Source organism: Myxococcales bacterium (assembly GCA_016717005.1).
Lineage (GTDB): Bacteria > Myxococcota_A > Polyangia > Haliangiales > Haliangiaceae > UBA2376.
The window spans coordinates 1-18597 of sequence record JADJUF010000013.1; the positions used below are offsets into that span (position 1 = coordinate 1).

An 18597-nucleotide genomic window follows, 5' to 3' on the forward strand; every position below is an offset into this window, starting at 1 on the left:
CGCCGCTGCGCGTCGCTCACGGCGGCGAACTGATCGAACCAGTAGCCGGTCAGGTCGTCGTGCTTGCGCCGGTTCTCGATCACCAGGTACTCGTCGAACGCCTCGTGGTTGAACCGGGGCAAGACACCGACGACGTCGCCGGCCTGGGCGTCGAGCAGCGCGTACTGCCCGGCGGCGGCCAGGGTGCGCGGCGTGGCCCAGCCCAGCGCGATCCGGTGGACCGCGTCGAGGATCGAGGTGGTCTTGCGATTCCGCCCCATCAGCGAGAGCTCGTCGACGCTGGCGACGTGGGTGAACGGATCGCCCTGCGCGTCGTCCTGGTACAGGTCGCCCAGCCCCGCGAACAGGTGCAGGAGCTCGTGGTCGACGGTGCTGAACTGGAATGGCTCGGTGGCGTCATCAAAGTCGGCGAAGTACTCGACGATCGTCGTCGGCAGCTCGACGCCACCGGCCTGCATCGCCTGGGGCGCGTCGGCGCCACCGGCGCACTGCTGCGCGAACAGGGTCCGGACCCCAGCCTCCGAGCCGTTCCCCGACCCGGCCGGCGGATGGATCAGCAGGATGCCGAGCTCGTTGGGCTCGAGCACGCCGGACCCGTCGCGATCGTAGCTGGCGAAGTCGAAGCCAGCGTCGACGGCCGCCTGCACCATGTCGTGCATGCGCTCGGAGTGCCCGCTCTTGAAGCCCTGGTGGAGCCCGACGTTGGCGTGCCCGCACGACACGTCGTACTGCCAGTAGTAGGTCTCGGTGTCGGGCACGCCGGCCGCCTGCAGCACGAGCGCGGCCTTGGTCAGCGGGAACCAGCCGAGCGTCGCCGCGGGCGTGATCTCGAACCGGTCGTGTGAGACCTCTCGGAAGTACCGTCGCGCGTTGCTGGTCACGAAGTCCGCGTACCCCGGCGGGACGACCTCGCCGTCGCCGTACCCGAACACCGCGGCCCGGGCCCGCTCGGCCGGGATGGCGTGGAGCACCGCCGACCCGAGGATGACCAGCACCGGACGCTGCCCCACCAGCGGCTCGATCGTCTGCACGGTGACGTCGTCGTCGCCGGCGACGCCGTTGAGGCGCAGCGGCTCGGCCACGTCGGGGACGCGGCCGCTCTCGGCCGTGGCCACCAGCCCGGTCACCGAGCCCGACCCCGGCCGCCGGCGCAGACCACTGGAGCGCGACCGTGTGGGTGCCGGCCGTGAGGTGCTTGACGACGAAGACGTGGCTCTGGGTCTGCGGCCCAGTCGCGATGTCGGCCAGGTCGACGACCGTGTCCGGATCGACCGGGCCGCCGTCGATCGACAGCCCGACCAGGACCGAGGCGGCGCCGGTGTCGTAGAGCTCGGCGCTGAGCGAGACCGCCACCTCGCCGTTGCCGGTCGGCGGCACCACCAGCGTCGCTCTCATCCCCGGCATCGCCTCGAACCCCGGCGCGGGCGAGTGCGCGATCGGCGGCCCGCTCGGCGGGACGACCACCTTGTGGCTGGGCCGCGCCACGCCGAACGTGGGGTGGGCCGTCAGCGCGAGCGATCGGCGCCCGATGATCGCGGTCGCCTCGCCGCCGGTGGTCGCCTCGATCTGGACCAGGTGCCAGCCGGGCTCGATGGTGCGCGCGCTGACGAACCGCGCGGTGTGCGACTCGACGTAGGTGTTGCTGGCCAGCACCGTGTCGCCGGGGCCGAACGCGGTCGCGTCGCCGTCGAGCTTGGCCCGGACGAAGACGTTGCCCGCGGCCAGCATGCGCACGTCGGTGCTGAACGACGCGACCACCGGCGCCCCCGGCGGCGCGTACACCAGCGCGGTGGCGTCGGGGACCAGCTGCCAGGCCCCGGGGTTGACCAGCGTCGGCAGGTCGACCGTCCGCGCGATCCCGTGCACCGAGCCGTTGGCGAACGGGCTGGCCGAGCCGGTCTGGACGAAGACGCTGGCGTCGCGCATCAGCGCGAGCGCGCCGCCGTCGACCCGCCACTGGATCTCGACGGTGTGGATGCCGCGGGCCGGCAGCTCGACGACGAAGGCGTGCGCGTGGGTCTGGGCCCGGGTGTCCTGGGTGAACACCACCTGCCCGGGCCGCGCCGGCGCGCCGTCGACCAGCGCGCGCAGGTACAGCGACTCGCCCTTGTGGCTGACCGCGGCCTCGGCCGAGACGTACACGATCGCCTCGGTGGCGTCGAGATCGGTGACGAACGAGCTGGCGAGCTGGACGCCCTGCGGCACGCGGTAGCCCGCCAGCGGCTTCTCCAGCGGCGCCGGAAACGAGCTGCCGTACTGGGCCTTCTTGATGGTCACGAAGTTGGTCGATCGGGTCTCGAGCCAGTTGCCGTCCGGGCCGTCACCGACGCAGTGGGGCGATGCCACCTGAGCGTTGGCCGAGCACGCGGGCACGCCGATGGTGACCTCGGACCGCAACCCGACCTGCTCGAGCCTGGTGCCGGGGGACGGCGCGTCGGGCCCCGACTTCACCGGCGTGGTCAGCGCCGTGGCGGTCTTGGTGGTGAGCGTCGCCAGCAGATCCTGCTGGGCCGGAGTCAGCTGCCCGAGGCCGGCGGCGGCCGGCGGGTGCGCGGCCAGCTCGGCGGCGAGCTGCGCGGCGAGCGCACCGAGCTCCTGGTCGCTGCCGCTGTCGAGGCCGGCGAGCACGCCTTCGGTGACGCCGATCAGCGGCGCCGCCTCGGTCGGGGGCGTCGGGGACTCGTCGACGGTGCAGGCGGCGACGAGCGCGCCGAGCGCGAGCGCGACGGACCAGGGGTGGAAACGGTGAGACATGATCTGACTCCACGGTGAGGCGAGCGCTGCACGCGACCTCGCGAGGCGGCGCCGGCCTGGGTTCGGAGTGATCGTTCCGACTGCGCCCAGAGGCGTTACGCGATCGGCCGCGCACGCTCGCGCTCGGTCGGCCGCGACCGGCGATGGTCGGCGCCGGCGCCACGATTGTGGCGGCGCGCCGGTAACGATCGGCGCGCTGCCGACACTACCCAGGGACCCATGCCCCGCACCCACCCCGCCGTCGCGCCGCCCGCGCACCCTCCAGATCGGATCAGATCACCTCCGCGGCGCGCGCCGGCGCCGCCGCTGACCATGGCCGGGACACGCGCCGGGCGTCGCGATGAGCGACGACGATCTGCTCGATCGCTGGCGGGCCGGTGACGCCGAGGCCGGCGAGCAGCTGTTCGCGGCCCACTTCGAGGGCCTGCGCCGGTTCTTCACGAACAAGACCAACGAGCCCGACGAGCTGGTCCAGGCGACGTTCCTCGCGTGCGTGCGCGCGGTCGAGCACTTCCGCAAGCAGTCGAGCTTCCGGACCTACCTGTTCGCGATCGCGCGCAACACCCTCTTGCACCACCTGCGCGTCGTCCGGCGCGATCAGCGCCTCGATCCCGAGCACTCGTCGATCGCCGAGCTGATCACGACGCCCGGGTCGAACCTGGCGCGACGCCAGGATCGGCTCCAGATCCTGGCGGCGCTGCGCCAGCTGTCGGTCGAGCAGCAGACGCTGCTCGAGCTGCACTACTGGGAGGAGCTCGACGCCGCCGACCTGGCCGAGGTCTTCCAGGCCGAGGTCGGCACGATCCGGGTCCGCCTGCACCGGGCGCGCGCCGCCCTGCGCGCGGTGCTCGAGGCGATGCCGGCGAGGAGCCTCGCCGACGCGGCGCTCGGCCCGGTCGAGGCCGGCCTCCGCCTGGTGTCGCCCGCGTCGGCCACCGACGGCTGAGGCGCGGCCCCGCGCCCCGGCGCGCCAGGTTCTGGGCTAGCATCGCGGGGTGGATCCGGACCTCGCGCTGCTGCTGCGCTGGCGGGATGGGGACGGCGCCGCCGGCGAGGCGCTGTTCGCCCGGCACCTGCCGAGCCTGGCGCGCTTCTTCACCACGAAGTGCCCCGCGGACGCCGACGATCTGGTCCAGCGGACGCTCCTGGGCTGCGTCCAGGCCCGGGATCAGTTTCGCGCCGAGTCGACGTTCCGGACCTACCTGTTCACCGTGGCCCGCAACGAGCTGTACCACCACCTCCAGCGGGCGCGGCGGGACGCGACGCGGCTCGACTTCTCGGTCACCTCGGTGGCCGATCTCGTCACCACGCCGGCGACCCGGCTGGCCCGCAGCGACGACAACCGCCGCGTGCTGGCGGCCATGCGCGAGCTCTCGGTCGAGCAGCAGACCCTGCTCGAGCTCTGCTACTGGGAGGGCCTCGACGGCCCAGCGCTGGCCGAAGTCTTCGGGATCACAGCGGGCGCGGTCCGGGTCCGGCTGCACCGAGCGCGCGAGGCCCTGCGCGATCGGCTGGGCGTCGGGGCGCCCGACGAGGTCCTGGCGCAGGCCGGCGCGGCCGCCGCCGATCGCCCGTAACACCTGCGTCGGTGGCCACTCTATCAGGCCCATGAAGCACATCCTCTCCCTGGCCGCGGCGCTGCCGCTCGCCGCCTGCGCCGTCGACGCGCCCGCCGTGGGCACTGTGAGCAACTCGGCACTAGGCGGCGACGACTGCCCCGTGCTCATCTGCGGCAACACCCCGTACGTCGGCGCGTATCCGTTCTGGGAGGTCGATGAGTCCGGCACGGACTACTCGACCAACGGCCTGCGGATCACCAGCGTCTCGATGGGCGGCGTGCAGTACGGCGTCGATGTCGATGGCTTCCAGCTGCTGGGCAAGCCGTTCGGCGGCGGTCCGGCGGTCAGCCTGGTCGGCGCCACGATCGACCTCGAGCTCAAGGGCAGCACCACCACCTACCAGCTGTCGATCGCCGCCGGCACCCCGGTCCATTACTTCGAGGGCGGCGACGACGGCACGGTGCTCCCGACCTACCGCATCAGCTACCGCGAGGTCGTCGACGGCGACATGGGGCCGCTGGAGGACCTGTGCGGCACCAACGAGCTCAGCACGGTCGCGCGCGACTCCCTGGTGTACCAGGGCGATCGCTACGACCCGGTCACCGGCGCGGTGATCGCCACCGGTGCCGCCGCCGGGCCGTGGGTCAACATCGCGTGCAAGGACGACGCGCTGTGGAAGCTGGCGCTGTTCCGGCACGTCGAGGCCGCGTCGGCGCCGGGCTTCGTGACCACGTCCGGCCAGCGCACCGCCGGACTCCGATCGATCGTCGCCGACTACTGCGGCACGGGGGACTCCAACACCAAGCCCGGCGCCGACGTCGACTGGACCAATGCGGGCGGGTGGCTTTGGCGGCCGTCGTACTATGTGGTGGAGGCGGTCTGGACCGAGAGCGGCGCTACCTGCGTCGACGAGCCGCGCGTGATCTCCCGCGACGACCTGGCGTGCGACATCCCCAAGTGCAACGGCGCCGGCGACCCGAGCAGCGCGTTCACCACCTACGTGCCCTGAGGGTCAGTCGCCAGCGGCCCGCGCCCACACCAGCCGCCGCGTGACCGCGGGCGCTGACGAGCTGGCGGCCGCGCGCTCAAGATACCCGACCGCGCGGGACGCGGCCGCCCGCGCGCCCAGCCGATCGCCCCGGGCCCGCGCGCACGCCGCCAGGCCGAGCTCGATGTCAGCGGCCGGCAAGAGCGCGAACCACAGGGTCGTCGCGGTCGGGCGCCGCTGCGCCGCCAGCGCGGTGAACCCGGCGGTCGCCGTAGGCGCGTCGCCGACGAGGAGCGCGGCGTAAGCCCGCGCGATCGCCACGCGGGTCGTGTCGAGCTCGCCGATCAGCGTCGGGCTCAGCACCAGCGCGACGCTCGTCGCCGCGTCCGCAGGCGCGCCGGCCGCGAGATCCAGGATCGCCAGCTCGTAGGCGCACTCGACCACCCGGCCACCGCGCTCGGGATGGATGGTCGCGAGCCGTGTACACGGGCCGCGCAGGCGCTGGCGCGTCGCCTCGGTGGTCGGCTCGGCGAAGGCGCTGGCCAGCGCGAGCTCGAGGGTCAGCGGATGATCGGCGCCGAGGCGCTGACGGACAACCGCCTCGGCCTCGTCGTGCAGGCGCGCGCGGGCCGCGGGGTCGTCGGTCACCAGCGCCAGGTTCGAGCGCACCCAGGCGAGCTCGACCGCGCCGGCGCCATCGACCGCGCGCGCGAGCTCCAGCGCGCGGGTCCACGCCGCGCGCGCCGCCGCGACGTCGCCGCCGCGGTGCTCGACCACGCCGATGTGGTTGTAGAGCAGCGCAACGGCGAACGGATCGCGCCGCTCGAGGCGCGCGGCCAGCCCCTGCAGCGGCCGCGCGCCGGCCATCCCGACGTCGTGGGCGTCGCTCGGCAGCGCGAGCAGCAGACGCGCGTAGGCCTCGACCGCGGTGTCGTCGTCGCCGGCCGGGATCGCCAGATCGACCGCCTCGGTGAGCGGCGCGGTCGCGGCGGTCGGCTGGTCGGTGCCCAGCAGGGCGCGGCCGTGGAGCAGCAGCGCCGCCGCCAGCAGCGGCCGGTAGCCGAGCAGTCGAGCCTCGTCGACGACGCCCTGGGTGATCGCGGGGGCGTCGGGCGTGGCCGCCTCGACCTCGGCGCGGGCGCGGTCGAGCGTGGCGGTCAACGCGCCGACGGTCGGGCGCTGTGCCGGCGTCGGCTCCTCGATGTCGGTCAGCAGCGCGGCCGGATCGTCGCAGCGCGCCAGATCGGGCAGCTCCTGCACCGCGCGCAGCGCGTCGGCCAGGTGGGATCCGTCGGTCGCGAGCACGACGTCGACGGTCGCGGCCAGCTGGTTGCGGGCGTGGCCCAGGCACGCGGCGCGGCGATCGGCTAGCCGTGTCGACGGGCCCCGGGGCGCGGCCCGGCACGCGGCGTCGTAGGCGCCGGCCCAGTGGCGCCCGTACAGCGCGAGGGCCTCGCGGCCCGGCGCCGCCGCGACCGCCGCGAACGGCGTGCCCAGGCCGCGCAGGTGCGCATCGACCTCGGCGGCGCGGCCCTCGCTCCACGCCGGCGCGAGCGCCCGCGCGCCGCCATCGCACGCCGGCTGAGCCACGGTCGCGCCGCCGCGACCGATCGCGAAGGCCAGCCGCCGATCACCAGCGGGGTCGCGATCAGCGCCCGGCGCCGCCAGCGTCGGCGTGGGTCGTTGGCCAGCGCCGCGACCATCGCCGCCATCGTCGGAAAGCGCGCGTCGACCTCGGTCGCGCTCCCGCGGGCGACGATCGCCGCGAGCCACCGCGGCAGCGGGGCCTGCCCGGCCGCGCGCAGCGACTCGCCCAGCGCCACCGCGAACGCGTACTGATCGTGGGTCGGCGCCGCCGGCGTGTCGGCGCGCAGCTCCGGCGCCATGTACTGCGGCGTCCCGCCCGAGACGTCGGCGCCGACCGCGCCGGCCAGGCCGAAATCGACGACGCGGACCCGGCCGTCGGCGCCGATGACCGCGTTGTCAGGCTTGAAGTCGCCGTGGACCAGGCCGCGCGCGTGGGCCGCGACCAGCCCCTCGCCCGCCTGGCGGTAGGCCACGATCACCTCGCGCGCGCTGGCCGTGCTCGCGTACGCGCGCAGCGACGTGCCGCGCACCAGCTCCATCGCCAGGTACACCCGGTCATCGACGCTGCCGACGTCGAACACCGCCACCACGTTCGGGTGGGCGAGCCGGGCCAGCGCCTGGCCCTCGGCCAGCGCCCGGGTCCGCTGCGGCGGCGTCGGCGCGACGATCAGCTTGATCGCGATCTCGCGGTCGAGCTCGGGGTCGTGGGCCACGAACACCGAACCGCCGCCGCCCGCGCCCAGCACCCGCCGCAGCGCGTACCGCCCAACGCGGACCACGCGCTCGCCGCCGAACAGCGCCCGCGCCGCGTTCGCGGCCATGACCCGCGCGACGAACGGATCGACCTCCGGGCGCGCGTCCTCGACCCGCGCGCCGAGCCCGTCCGCGTCGCGGTCCCGCCGCTCGCCCTCGCCCCGCTGGGCCCGATCTGCTTCCACGCCGCGAAAGCCTACCGTCCCCGCGCCGCCGACGCTATCGCCGACCCTCGGCCGCGCCGCGACCGTCCGCTCACCCCAGCTGGGCCACGAGCCGCTCGCTCTCGGCCCAGAGGCGGGCCGCCAGCGCCGGGTCCTCGCCGAGCGCGCTCGGCCTGGCGACGTTGCAGTTGCGGAAGTAGGCGCCCGACACGCCGGCGACCGCCGGGTGGCACGCGACGTAGCACTGCGTCGCCGCGCCCTGCGGGATCGACTTGAGCAGCACAGGGGACACGACGCCCCAGAGCGCGCCGACGGCCGCGCCCATGCTCCGGGTCAGGTTGGTCGCGATGACACCGGGATGGATCGCGTTGGCCGTGCGTCCGGAGCCGCCGAGCCGCCGCGCGAGCTCCTTGGCGAAGAGCAGGTTGGCGAGCTTCGAGCGGCCGTAGGCGCCCCACGGGGTGTAGCCGCGCTCGCCGGCGAGGTTGTCAAAGTCGATGCCCGCGCGCGGCGCCCGGCGGTGCGCGGTGCTCGACACCACGACCACCCGCCCGTCAGGGGCCAGCTGGTCGAGCAGGCCGGTGATCAGCATGAAGTGGCCGAGGTGGTTGGTCAGGAACTGGAGCTCGAGCCCGTGCCGGACCGTCAGCGTGGGCAGCGCCATGATCCCGGCGTTGGCGATGATCCCCGCCAGCGCACCGCCGTCGCGCCGCACCGCCTCGACGCAGGCGCGCACGCTCGCGGGCTCCGACAGCTCGCACGCGACCGGCACCGCCCCGGGCGCGCAGGCCGCGATCGCGGCCCGGGCCTTGTCGACGGTCCGGGCCGCCGCGAGCACGCGCGCGCCCCGCAGGTGGAGCACCCGCAGCGTCTCGAGCCCGATGCCCGAGGTGGCGCCGGTCAGCAGGAAGGTCTTGCCCGCCAGGTCGCGGCCGGCCGTGACCTGCTCGGCGGTAGAGGCGGCGCCGAAGCCGCTGCGGCCTCGAGGTGTCAGCGAGGCGATGAGACCCATGCGCTGGTCTAGCAGACCCGGTCCGGCTCCGCCGCAGGCGCTACCAGCCCGACGACGGCCCGCGGACCAAGGCCGGGGGCAGGTCACGCGAAGGGGCGCCGAGGGGGGCGGGCGACGGCCGCCCGCCCACGGCCGCGGCGGGGGGGCGGGGCGCTGAGGGGGAGGGGGGGTCACCGCGGGGGGCCCTCCCTGGCGGCCGAGCTCGGCCCAGGTCGGCAGCGGCTCGGTCATGAGCAGCTGGCGCCCGCGCGCGCCGGGATCCGCGCGAGCAGGTCGCCGATGGGCGAGTGGTAGTAGTCGTCGAACTCGGCGGGCGAGAGCGCCAGGAGCGCGGGGATCACCAGCTCCTCCTCGAGCCGCAGGTGCGCGTCGAGCAGCCGGTCGTGGTCGCGCAACGCCGCGCCCAGCGCCGCGCGGGCCGCCTCGTGCCCCGCGTCGCGCGCGCGCGACGACGTGCGGCAGCGGTCGAAGCAGGCGCGCACCTCCCGCTCGGCCTCGTGGAGCGCCGCGTGGCCTCGCTCGGCAGGGCGGGTGTCGACGCACGCGCGCCGCGCGAGGAAGGGGTAGAGCTTGTGCTCCTCGTAGGCCTCGTGGCTGCGCATCGCGCTCATCCAGCGGAGAAAGAGCTGCTCGGCGATGGCCGTGTCGGCGGGGCGCGCCGCGAGCGCCGCGACCTCTCGGCTCACGCGCCGGAAGTTCTCGTGCGAGCCCAGCAACAGCACCTGCGACGGGAAGTGCGGGTGCGACGACCACTCGGCGCGCGCCACGTGGGGGGGCATGCAGCTCATCAGATCGGAGACCGTAACCACGAGTTCGGGCCACGCAACCCGCGGCGCAGCGGCCGGGTCTCACACGGTCAGCCGAGCGGTCGCGCGGCGCGGCCGGAACGGCTGCGTCAGCCGATGCACCGACCGGGCCCGACCGCGGTGGTCGCCGCGCCCGCGCTCAGGGCGGCAGGTCCGAGGGCGTGGCCGCGACGTCGAAGATGCGGATGCGCCGGACCGTGCCGGCCGCGGCCTCGCCCTGGCCGGTGGCGTTGTCGTCGATGAAGAAGTGGGCCGGGCCGCCGGGCGCGACCAAGGTCGCGACCTCGGCGGCGTCGACGAACTGGAACACCTGGGCGCCGTCGACGTAGGCGGTCACCGTCGCGGCGGCGTCGCGGCTCAGCGTCATCTGGTAGGTCGTGCCCGCGATCAGCCCGGGTGGGCCGTCGGCGAACGACGAGCCGGCGACCACGACGAACTGCGCGAGGTCGCCGTAGGTGTAGTAGCCCTCGTCGGTGACCAGGTCCTTGAAGTCGAGGATCTTGTGCCAGCCCGACAGCGTGTCGAACGCGAACACCAGATCGACGGTGTAGACCCGGTCGGGCATCGCGCCCGAGACCGACAGCCCCTGGTTCGGGCCGAACTGATAGCCGCCGGCGGTGAACGTGCCGCCGGCCGGCGTCAGCGCCGGCCCGCCGTAGTCGTCCTGGTAGTCGCCGTCGAGGTGGTACTGGTGGATCGGCTGGAGCCGTCCGGAGCGTCCTCGGTCAGGGCGTCGTCGCCGCCGCCACCGTCGGCCACGGCGTCGTAGCCGACGCGCCCGCACGCGGCCAGCGCCGCGACCAGGATCGGAGCGAGCCAGCGGCCCATGGCGCCGACGGTACACCACCGCCACGGTCCCGGCGCCCAGGACGCCGCGGTCACGCGCCCAGCGCGGCGCGTTCGGCCGCGAGCGCGTCGACCACGCGGGCCCGACGCGCCGCGGCGGCCTCGCGCTCGGCCAGCACGTCGTCGTAGGCGTCGCCGGTGACCACGCGCTCGGCGGCCGAGGTGAGGAGCTCGATGTCGGCGGTGACCACGTCGCTGGCCAGCGGCGCCAGCGCCGCGCGCAGGCCGTAGGCGCGCCGCCCCGCGCCGCCCAGACCGCGCCGGGCGACCCGGTACGCCTGGCGGTGCGCGGCGACGCGGGCCGCGATGGCCGCGCGGGCGGCCGCCTGCTCGTCGGGCGCGAACACCGACGCGACCAGCGCCTCGAGCGCCGCCGTCGCCAGGCGCGCGGTCGCGGGCGCGCGCCGCCACCAGCGCCACGGCGGCAGGCGATCGAGCCAGTCGACCTGGCTCGCCGCGAACGACGCGATCCGGCTGGCCAGGTCGACCACGGCCACGCCGCCCGGCGTGTCGAGCGCGGTCGTACCGACGCCGTGCCCGAGCGCGTGCAGCCGCGGCAGCGCCGCCGCCAGGTCGTCCGCGCTGGCGCCGCGCCGGCGGCCCGGGCGGTTGATCACCTCGAGCTCGCTGGCGACGTCGATCACCAGCGCGTCGACGATCGCGGTCAGCGCGCCGAGGGTCGCGCCGGGGTCGGCCAGGGTCCAGCGCAGGCGCTCGAGCTGCTGGTCGAAGTCGAGCGCCACCAGCATCGCCAGCGTCGCCTCGCCGGTGCTGGGCGTGCCGGCGGCGTGGACCATCGCGCCGGCGTCGGCGTCGAGCGTGCGCACCGTCTCGAGCGTGCCGACCCGCCACAGCGCGCCGCGCCAGCCGCCGGCGACGCGCTCGGGCTCGAACCGATGGATCACCAGGTGGCGCTGCGTCGGCAGCGCCTGGGCCAGCGCGGCGCTCAGGCGCTCGGCCTGCGCGCTCAGCCAGGCCGCGGTGGGCCGCCGCCAGCGCAGGAGCGGGAAGCGCCGGAACACCGGCACGAGCGCGCGCCGCCCGCGGGCGACCACGCCGAGCGCGGCGGCGCGATCGTCGGCGACGTCGGTGGCGGTGCCGGTCGCCGTCGGCGATGGGGTCAACAGGTCGCGCAGCCCGGGCCCGTCGCCGATGAGCGCCAGGTCGAGCCCGGTGGCGGCGGCGCGCAGCGCCTGGTCGGGATCGAGGAGGTCGCGCGGCGAGATCGGCCCGCCGGGCCCATCGAACGGTCGATCGAGGATCACGATCGCCTTGCCGGCGAACAGCTCCGCCAGCGTGCCGCCGCCCGCCAGCGGCCGCTCGAGATCGAGGTGGCCCTCGCGCGAGACGTCCCACAGCGCCAGGCGCGCCATCACGCCGTGCGCGGTCGCCTCCCCACCGCGCCACGTCCTCGGCCGAGGTCTGGTGGCTGACGACCAGCACGACGTCGGCGTCCTCGGTCACGAACGCCCGGGCCACGCGCACGGTCACCGCCCGGAGCTGCACCGGCCGCGGCGTCGCTGGGTCAGCGAGCGGCCCGGAGCTCGAGCGCGATCGTCAGCGTGAGCGCCTGGTACTCGGGCGCGTCGGCGGTCACGCGCAGCTCGGCCTCGACCTCGCGCGCCTCGCCCGGCGCCAGCAGGTCGATCGGGAGGACCCAGGCCTCGGTGGCGGCGCCTGACCGGCCGTCGCCGGTGATCGTCGCGTGGCGCCCCGCCAGCCCCGCGTCGTCGGCCCGGGCGATCCGCACCTGCAGCGCCCGCGGCGCCGCGGCGCCCGCGCCCAGCGCCACCGTCGAGCGGTTGGTCACGGTCAGCCGCAGCGCGTGGCCTCGCCCGGCGCCAGCGACCGCAGGTGCCGCGGCGCCGACAGCGTCACCGGGTGCCGGATGACGATCGCGCCGAGGGCGCGCGCCGACGCGTCCTGGTAGTCGTCGAACCCGCGCCGGACCTCGGGCAGCTCGGCGCGGTGCACGATCGTCGTCGACGCCGCCAGCGGCTCCCCCGGCTCGGTCGGCGTGTGATCGCGGATCGTCGCGATCAGCTCGCCGTCGACCCGCGCGACCGCGTCGGCCGGCAGGCCCGGCGGACACACGAGGTGGCCGTCGGCGGGCGCGAGCCAGTCGGTCTGGGCGAGGGCGAGCGTGAGCGGGCTGGTCATCGGCGTCGGCATGCCGCCGACGTTGACGACCTCGAGCCCGGTCACCCGCACCTGATCGCCGGGCTCGTAGGTGCCGTTCCGCCGCTGCCGTCGACGTGGCGGAACCCGCGCAGCCGCAGGTCGTAGCGCGACGCGTACACCGCCGCCGTCGTCGACCTCGATCGTCGCTGGCCCGGCGCCGCGTCGGCGCCACGCTGCACCCGCGCGTCGCCGCCCCGCCCCGCCGCCCCGTCGTGCCCGTCGCGCCCGGCTGGGTTCGAGTGTGGTGGGTGGTGTCGATCCGGGTCTGGCCGTTGGCGTCGGTCGACGAGTCGGTCTCGGTCCACGAGTACGACGAGCCGCCGCGGCCGCCGACGCCGCCCTGGCCGCCACGGCCGTTGACGCCCGGCGCGCCGCCGGCGCCGCCCGCCACCGCGTGGTCGATCAGCATCAGCGCCGCGGTCGCGTCGGCGGCACCCCGCACGACGATCGCGCCGCCGCGCCGCCGGCGCCCCCGCTGGTGGCGTCGCCGCCCGCCGCCCGCGCCGCCATCGCCGCCATCGCCGCCGCTGCCGTGCCGGGTCGCGTCGGCGCCGTCGCGACCACGCCCGCCCGCGCCGCCCGCGCCCCCATCGCCGCCACGTCCGCCGGCGCCGCCGACCGCGCGCAGCGCGATCGCCGCGCTCGCCCACGAACCCCGCGTGCTCGACCGCCGCCACGCCGCCGTCAGGCCGCCGCCGCTCGCCGCGCAGGGTGAAGGTCCCGTCGGCGAAGGCCAGCGTCACCGCCCGATCGGGCCCGCGTCCTCACCGGCGACCGCCGCGCCCGCGTCGCCGCCGCGCTGACCGTCGCTGGCGGCGAGCAGCACCCCGCCGCGACCGCCGTCGGCGCCGTCGGCGCCGGCCGCCCCGTCGGCGCCGCGCGCGCCGGACACGTCGACCGCGCCAGCTCGCCGGCCGGCCCGGCGGCGGCGCCCACCACCAGCGCTCGGTACGGGGCCCCGCCGCTGGCGACGGTCATCGACCGACCTCGCCCCCGCGTAGGTCGAGGTCCGCGCCCGCGGTCACGTCCGGGATCCCGCCAGCACGCGGCCCATCGACCGCGCGACGTCGCGGGCGGCGTGCTCGAGATGCCGCTGCCCGATCGCCACGCCCTCGGTCGCGGCCAGGAACCGGCGGCCAGGGTGGCGTTGCGGATGGTGGCCGCCGCAGAGTCGGGGAAGCGCGCGGCCAGCGTCGACGCGTCGAGTCCGCGCCCACCGGCGCCGCCGCTGGCAGCAGCGCCCGCCACAGGCGCTCGCGCTCCTCATCCCCGGGCGCTGGGAACTGGACGTGCGCGGCCAGGCGTCGTCGGAACGCGTCGTCGATGCTGCCGTCGAGGTTGGTCGTGAGGATCGCGATGCCGGCGAAGCTCTCGATGCGCTGGAGCAGGTAGTTGACCTCGAGGTTGGCGGAGCGCTCGGTCGCGCCCTTGTCCTCGGTCCGCCGGGCGAACAGCGGGTCGGCCTCGCCGAAGAGCAGCAACACGTGCCCGGTCTCGGCGGCGTCGAACACGCGCCCCAGCGACTCCTCGGTCTCGCCGATCCACTTCGACACCGCCTACGACAGGTCGACCCGGTACAGGTCGAGGCCCAGCTCGCGCGCGACCAGCCCGCGACCATGGTCTTGCCGGTGCCGGGCGGCCCGCTGAACAAGACGGCGATGCCGTCGCCGCTGACCGTGGCGCGAAGCCCCACCGGCCAGGACCTCGGTAGGCGTGGCGCGCGCGCCACCACCACGCCGATCTCCTCGCGCGTCTCCCCGGGCAGCACCAGATCCTGCCAGTCGTTCTTGACGTGGACCGCCCAGGCCAGCCCGCCCAGGCGCTCCTGCGTCGAGCGCCGGACGCCCTCGGTGAGATCGGCCGCGATCGGCGCCTGGGCGCCGCGGCCGTGCATCACCACCTGCGCGGCGCGCCAGGCTCGCTCGATCGCGCCCGGCACCAGCCGGAACCGCAGCGCGATCTCGGCCAGCACCGGCTCCGACACCTCGACGCCGGCGTCGTCGGCCGCGAGCGCCCGCCGCCACAGCGCGAGGCGCGCCTCCGCTTCCGGAGGCGCCACCTCGTAGCGCACCGCGCGTCGGCGCCGTCGAGCTCCACGCTGCCGGCCGTGGTGCGATCGCCACCGACACGCCGACCTGGGCGGCGAACGCGGTCGGGGCGCCGCGGCGCGCGGTGGCCTCGGGGCCGTCGCCGGCGACGGTCTCGCCCCCGACGACCATCGGCACCGCGCCGGTCAGCGCGACCTCGCGGCGCGGCACGTGCAGCACTCGTCGATGTCGGCGCCGCTGGCGACCCGCCGAGATCTGCGGCCACCTCGCGCGCCGATCCGCCGGGCGGCCTCGGCGACCACCGTGCGCCGGCCGACGCTGCCGGCCGTGACCACGACGACGACCCGGGCGTCGCTCCTCGAGTGCCAGCGCGATCCCGCTCGGCGCGTTCAGATCGACGCCGTCACCCAGGATCAACATCGACGGGACTCCGACCCGACCGCCGATGGCGGCCAGCGCGGCGTCGACGCCGTCGCCACCTGCCAGAACGCGCTGCGACGCGCTCGGGCACCGGCAGCGGCGTCAGCGGTCCGACGTCCACGCCGCCGACGCTGACCACCACCAGCTGGTGCCGGAGCAGCGGGTGCCCGGGCGCCGAGCCGGCCAGCCAGGCCGGATCCGCGCCGGCGCCCAGCCGACGACCCGCGCGAACGCCACCAGCGTCACGCCGCTTCCCGCTGGGGCTCGGCGACGAGCACGTGCAGGTGCGGCGCCAGCAGCGGTCGCGCGCCCACGCCACCGCGAACCACAGGCTCGCGACGTCGTCGGCTCGAGCCCGATCCGCGCCGCCAGGCCGCCATCCGGGTCGACGGGTAGGCCGCGCGCGCCTCGCTGATCAGGGGCGAGCTCCACGGCCCAGGATCGTCGGTCCCGACGCCGCCCCGGATCGCGATCATGCCGCGCAAGCCGGAAACGACTCTCGAGCGCCGCCTCGAAGCTCGCCATGGCCCCGTCACGATCGTCGCCAAGCACGCCTGCAGCTTACCGCGATCCACGCGCGTCCCGACGCTGCCGCGGCGGGCAGACGACGGGACGCCGCGGCGTCCGCGCCATCCCCGCCGCGCCGCGCGTCGACGCGTCGGCGCATCAGCGCGGCCCTGCCGACCCCCCGCCGGCCGCGGTGTAGCATGCAGGCCATGCGCGCCCTCACGGCCACGGCCGCCACGCTCTGCTCTGGTGGCAGCGGAAACACGCCGCGCCCCGCCGGCCGCCGCCGACGCGGCCGCGCCCGCCCCTCGTCGACGCAACGACCTGCGATCGCCGACGAGCCGACCACCCCGCCGCCGCCCCCGACCCCCAAGCCCGGTGGCGAGGGCGACTGCACGCCCGCCTACGCGCGCCCCGCCCGACCCGCGATCCCAACCCGATGTGCAGATCGCCCGGCGGCACCTTCACGATGGGCGCCGCCCCCGACGATCGTGCCCCACCGCCGCGCGCGCGCGCCCGCAGGCGCCAGGTCGCGCTGCACGCCCGTTCACGATCGATCAGTTTCGAGGTCACCGTCGCCCAGGTCGCGCTACCTCCTCAACGCCGCCGGCAAGCCTGCCCGACCGCTCGCGGCGGCGCCTGCTTCGTCACCGCCAACGACGGCGGCGACTGCGCCGATCGCCGTCACCGACGGCACGTTCGCGTGATCGGCGGGCACGCGAGAGCCGATGGGGTTCCGGCACGCTCGCGGGCGCGGACCGCTACTGCGCGTGGGCCGGCAAGCTGCGTTTGCCGACCGAGGCCGAGTGGGAGTTCGCGGCCCGCCACGATCCCCACTCACGGTTGTGACCGCGCGTACCCCCTGGGGCACGACGTTCAGGACTGGCGTCGCGAACTGTGACGACGCCGCGTGCGCCGACGGCTTCGAGCGGGCCGCCCCGGTCGGCACGTTTCGACGGCACCGGCGGACACGGTGACGGCCGCTCCCCGTGGGGCGTCCATGACCTCGCCGGCAACGCGGCCTGGAGTACGTCGCCGATTGTTACGTCGAGCCCTATCCCGCCTGCGCGCCGTGCGCCGATCCGGTGGTGCGGCGCGCAAGACTGCGCCGCTGGCGAGCGGGGCGGGTCGTGGGCCAGCCCCGCGGACGCCACATCACGGCGAGCTCGCGGCAGATGGCCGCGAGCCCCGGCTTTCCGCTGCGCGGCGCCCTGATCAGTCCGTCGGCCTCCGGCGTAGGGCACCAGCGTCAAGCTATCGCCGTCGGCGATCGTCTGCCATCGGTCCTCGGCGTTCCGGATCCGCGTCCCTCGGGCACCTTCACCGCCTTCAGGTGCATCTTGACCAGGTAGCCGTCACTGAGCTTGCGCGCGTGCTGTTGACCTCGAGCACCTCGAGCGCCCGAGGGCCGATCACGAGGGCCTTGTCCCGGGGCACGACCTCGATCGTCCCGCAACGCGAACGAGCGTCCATCGCGGCCAGACCTGCGGCCACCGCCCGACGCGAAGACGTCCTTGGCGGACACGTCGTAGAAGCGAGAACGCGATCGATCGAGCACACCACTCGGGGTGGTCGCGTCCAGACCACCGTGAACTCGATGATGCGCTTCCGGCGTCGCCGCTGACCGCCCGCCGATCGTCACGTCGATGCCGTCGAGCGTCGCGACCTCGCCCGTCGACGTCGTCCGGGTGAGCTTGGCCAGGGATCGTCTCGGCGATCGCGGCGGCGTTCGGCCCCAGCGTCGCCGTCCGTTCATCCCACGTCACGTACAGCGAGGCGTCAGGGCCGCTGGACCTGCCACAGCCGAGTGTCGTCGACGACGACCGGTTCGGTCGCCTCACCGCCGCCGGCCGCGGCCTCGCCGTCGGCCTCGTGCTGCGTCGTGGTCACCGTCCGCGGCTGGCTCCTTGGCCGGGGTCGGCCTTCGGCTCGTCGGCCGACAGCCCGCCGTCGCCGTCCGAGTCGAGGCCGTCGCCGGTCGCCCCGCCGCCGAGCTGGCGTCGTCGTGCTTACAGGCTCGTCGGCCCAGAACGCGTCGTCGGCGACTCGTCGACGTCGCCCTCGGCAGCTCGCGCTGCCGCCGCTGCCACCGCTGCCGCCACGCCCGTGCGCGCGCCGCCGCCGAAAGCCGCCGCCGTGGCCGCGGCGTCAGCCCAGGCAACCTGGGTCCGCGCGTCCTTCTTGGCCTGGTCGGCGGCCTGCTGGTTGCGCTGCCGCCACGCCTGCACCAGCTCGGCTGAGGTCGCGCCCGGCGCCGTCGTCATGGTCTTCCGGCCGCCGCACCCCTGCTGCTGGCCATCTCGGCGAACAGCTGCTGCACGAGACAGTCGCTCCGACTCGAACATCAGCAGCGCCTTGCTCGCGCCGGCCCTGGTCAGCACCGTCACGACGCCGCGCTCGAGCAACGTCGCGAGAGCTGCTCACGATCGAGAGGAGACCGAACTTCTGGATCAGGTAGCTCTGGTGGGTCGGGTCGTAGCCCTCCTTGGAGTCCGCTTCCACATCGCCTCGGCCAGCGCGAGGCTGGTCGGCGTCGGAAGCTCAGGCAGGTCCTTCAGATCGACCAGCGCCTCGTCGCCCTCAGGCGCCGGCGCGCCGTCGGGCAACAGCCCGGATCGGGGTCTGGCTCGGCTCGCGGTCGCTCGCGCCGCTTCTTAGCGCCGGCGTGCGCGCCGCCACCGCACCACGGAACTTCTCGGCGGCGGCGGCGGCGGTCAGGGCCGCGGCGTCGTCGGGCGCCGCGTCGGCCTTGGCCATGGCGGTCGCGTACTCAGTGGAAACCGGCCTCGATCGTCGCCTCGAAGGCGTGGTCAGCTCGTCGACGTTGAGCGTGCCGGTCGGCGCCCGGCCTCGTCGTCGTCGCTCAGCGGGCCCAGCTCCGCCAGCTTGGCCTCGACCGCGACCGCCTTCTCGATCGCCTTGGGATCACCAGCGCTTCATCCACGCCAGCTCCTCGGCCGACGGCATCTCGC

Annotated in this window: 17 protein-coding genes; 5 read left to right on the plus strand and 12 right to left on the minus strand. The window is 75.6% G+C overall.

The features are described from left to right. Positions 1 to 1127: hypothetical protein (locus tag IPL61_13970; GenBank protein MBK9032393.1), on the minus strand; the 1127-nt coding region annotated here is incomplete at its 3' end. 599 nt (positions 1128 to 1726) lie between these two features. Here IPL61_13970 and IPL61_13975 point away from each other — a divergent pair. The 4 genes from IPL61_13975 (at position 1727) to IPL61_13990 (ending at position 5322) form a co-directional block, all read left to right on the plus strand. Next, the gene (locus IPL61_13975) at positions 1727 to 2212 is read left to right on the plus strand and encodes a hypothetical protein (protein MBK9032394.1); all 486 of its coding nucleotides are present in this window, start codon (positions 1727 to 1729) and stop codon (positions 2210 to 2212) included. An 882-nt stretch (positions 2213 to 3094) separates the two neighbouring features. Beyond that, the gene (locus IPL61_13980; GenBank protein MBK9032395.1) at positions 3095 to 3700 is read left to right on the plus strand and encodes a sigma-70 family RNA polymerase sigma factor; all 606 of its coding nucleotides are present in this window, start codon (positions 3095 to 3097) and stop codon (positions 3698 to 3700) included. A gap of 49 nt (positions 3701 to 3749) precedes the next feature. Further along, a complete protein-coding gene (locus IPL61_13985) occupies positions 3750 to 4331 on the plus strand; it encodes a sigma-70 family RNA polymerase sigma factor (protein ID MBK9032396.1) in 582 nt (193 codons plus the stop codon). Positions 4332 to 4362: 31 nt separating this feature from the next. Continuing rightward, the gene (locus tag IPL61_13990; protein MBK9032397.1) at positions 4363 to 5322 is read left to right on the plus strand and encodes a hypothetical protein; all 960 of its coding nucleotides are present in this window, start codon (positions 4363 to 4365) and stop codon (positions 5320 to 5322) included. A gap of 1346 nt (positions 5323 to 6668) precedes the next feature. Here IPL61_13990 and IPL61_13995 read toward each other — a convergent pair. From IPL61_13995 to IPL61_14035, 9 genes are all read right to left on the minus strand, one after another. Continuing rightward, positions 6669 to 7826, minus strand: coding sequence for a serine/threonine protein kinase (locus IPL61_13995; protein ID MBK9032398.1), 1158 nt, complete (start codon positions 7824 to 7826; stop codon positions 6669 to 6671). A 70-nt stretch (positions 7827 to 7896) separates the two neighbouring features. Continuing rightward, positions 7897 to 8817, minus strand: a complete 921-nt coding sequence (locus IPL61_14000) for an SDR family NAD(P)-dependent oxidoreductase (protein ID MBK9032399.1) — start codon at positions 8815 to 8817, stop codon at positions 7897 to 7899. Positions 8818 to 9044: 227 nt separating this feature from the next. Then, positions 9045 to 9605, minus strand: coding sequence for a hemerythrin domain-containing protein (locus IPL61_14005; GenBank protein ID MBK9032400.1), 561 nt, complete (start codon positions 9603 to 9605; stop codon positions 9045 to 9047). Between the two features lie 157 nt (positions 9606 to 9762). Then, positions 9763 to 10407, minus strand: coding sequence for a hypothetical protein (locus IPL61_14010; protein ID MBK9032401.1), 645 nt, complete (start codon positions 10405 to 10407; stop codon positions 9763 to 9765). 94 nt (positions 10408 to 10501) lie between these two features. Further along, on the minus strand, positions 10502 to 11845 hold the full coding sequence (locus IPL61_14015; GenBank protein ID MBK9032402.1) for a hypothetical protein: 1344 nt from the start codon (positions 11843 to 11845) through the stop codon (positions 10502 to 10504). A 149-nt stretch (positions 11846 to 11994) separates the two neighbouring features. After that, positions 11995 to 12279: a hypothetical protein gene (locus IPL61_14020; GenBank protein MBK9032403.1), complete on the minus strand. Its 285-nt coding sequence runs from the start codon at positions 12277 to 12279 to the stop codon at positions 11995 to 11997. A 2-nt stretch (positions 12280 to 12281) separates the two neighbouring features. Beyond that, complete coding sequence (locus tag IPL61_14025) at positions 12282 to 12674, minus strand: hypothetical protein (protein MBK9032404.1); 393 nt, start codon at positions 12672 to 12674, stop codon at positions 12282 to 12284. Positions 12675 to 13389: 715 nt separating this feature from the next. After that, positions 13390 to 13542, minus strand: a complete 153-nt coding sequence (locus IPL61_14030; GenBank protein ID MBK9032405.1) for a hypothetical protein — start codon at positions 13540 to 13542, stop codon at positions 13390 to 13392. 82 nt (positions 13543 to 13624) lie between these two features. Continuing rightward, a complete protein-coding gene (locus IPL61_14035) occupies positions 13625 to 14203 on the minus strand; it encodes an ATP-binding protein (GenBank protein MBK9032406.1) in 579 nt (192 codons plus the stop codon). A 1863-nt stretch (positions 14204 to 16066) separates the two neighbouring features. Between IPL61_14035 and IPL61_14040 the strand changes: the two genes are divergently transcribed. Continuing rightward, positions 16067 to 16474 carry an SUMF1/EgtB/PvdO family nonheme iron enzyme gene (locus IPL61_14040; GenBank protein ID MBK9032407.1) on the plus strand — a complete coding sequence of 136 codons (408 nt, stop codon included), beginning with the start codon at positions 16067 to 16069 and terminating at the stop codon, positions 16472 to 16474. Positions 16475 to 17634: 1160 nt separating this feature from the next. Here the strand turns inward: IPL61_14040 and IPL61_14045 are convergent. Together IPL61_14045 and IPL61_14050 are read right to left on the minus strand one after the other, a co-directional pair. After that, positions 17635 to 18012: a hypothetical protein gene (locus tag IPL61_14045; protein MBK9032408.1), complete on the minus strand. Its 378-nt coding sequence runs from the start codon at positions 18010 to 18012 to the stop codon at positions 17635 to 17637. Positions 18013 to 18205: 193 nt separating this feature from the next. Beyond that, positions 18206 to 18382 (minus strand): hypothetical protein, encoded by a 177-nt coding sequence (locus IPL61_14050; protein MBK9032409.1) that lies wholly within the window; start codon positions 18380 to 18382, stop codon positions 18206 to 18208. Between the last annotated feature and the right edge of the window lie 215 nt (positions 18383 to 18597).

Excerpts from the sequence above, each read along its gene's own strand:
- IPL61_14000 (MBK9032399.1), bottom strand. The coding sequence starts at position 8,817 with ATGGGTCTCATCGCCTCGCTGACACCTCGAGGCCGCAGCGGCTTCGGC.
- IPL61_13980 (MBK9032395.1), top strand. The coding sequence starts at position 3,095 with ATGAGCGACGACGATCTGCTCGATCGCTGGCGGGCCGGTGACGCCGAG.
- IPL61_14005 (MBK9032400.1), bottom strand. The coding sequence starts at position 9,605 with ATGAGCTGCATGCCCCCCCACGTGGCGCGCGCCGAGTGGTCGTCGCAC.
- IPL61_14050 (MBK9032409.1), bottom strand. The coding sequence starts at position 18,382 with ATGGCCAAGGCCGACGCGGCGCCCGACGACGCCGCGGCCCTGACCGCC.
- IPL61_13990 (MBK9032397.1), top strand. The coding sequence starts at position 4,363 with ATGAAGCACATCCTCTCCCTGGCCGCGGCGCTGCCGCTCGCCGCCTGC.
- IPL61_13975 (MBK9032394.1), top strand. The coding sequence starts at position 1,727 with ATGCGCACGTCGGTGCTGAACGACGCGACCACCGGCGCCCCCGGCGGC.